General features: G+C 58.0%; 1 protein-coding gene. It reads right to left on the bottom strand.

Annotation, left to right across the window (positions count from 1 at the left end):
• A partial coding sequence (locus EOA22_RS36200; protein WP_127390740.1) for an Hsp20 family protein occupies nt 1-258 on the bottom strand: 258 nt, incomplete at its 3' end.
• Between the last annotated feature and the right edge of the window lie 411 nt (nt 259-669).

The following is a 669-nucleotide window of genomic DNA, read 5'->3' on the forward strand; positions in this document are numbered from 1 at the left end:
GTAGAGATACTGGCCGTTCTCATCGCCGGATTGCGACCCGCTCACGACCAGCATGTTGGGCTGGTGAGTGATGGTCAGCTGGTCCTGCGAGAAACCGGCGACCGCCATCGTGATGCGATAGTCATCATCATCAACCTTGGCGATATCGTAGGGCGGCCAGTTGTCGAACGAGGCCACACGGCTCGCATTTTCAAGCATGTCGACCATGCGGTCGAAGCCGATGCTGGACCGGTACAGGGGGGTAAAATCGAGGTTCATAACCACATCCTCCTTTGAGCAACATGGATCATAGGAGGCGCCAAGAGCCTTGCCGCCTCCTGGTCTTGCCGGCCCCATCAGGCGACCGGCGACCATCAATTTAGAATCGCGACTTGCACCTTCAAGAGGTATTAGGAAAATTTTCAGCGGCAATCCGGGCGAAACGCACCCATGCCACCCCCCGCCGGCGGGGTCACTCGCCGACGGGTCAATGGTTCTCGAACAATCAGGTCGCGCTTAAATCCGATCGATGAATGGCACGAACCCGGCCAACATCGCGCTGTCACTGCCATCAGGACCGGCAAGCTCGTCCGATTGATCCAATTGTTGCAATGCATCCATGATCGCATCGAAGCTGACTGGTTCACCCGCCCCCGGCAGCATGCGAAGCGCTGGCACGGATTCTAACGC

The organism is Mesorhizobium sp. M7A.F.Ca.US.014.04.1.1 (assembly GCF_003998745.1).
GTDB classification, from domain to species: Bacteria; Pseudomonadota; Alphaproteobacteria; order Rhizobiales; family Rhizobiaceae; genus Mesorhizobium; species Mesorhizobium ciceri.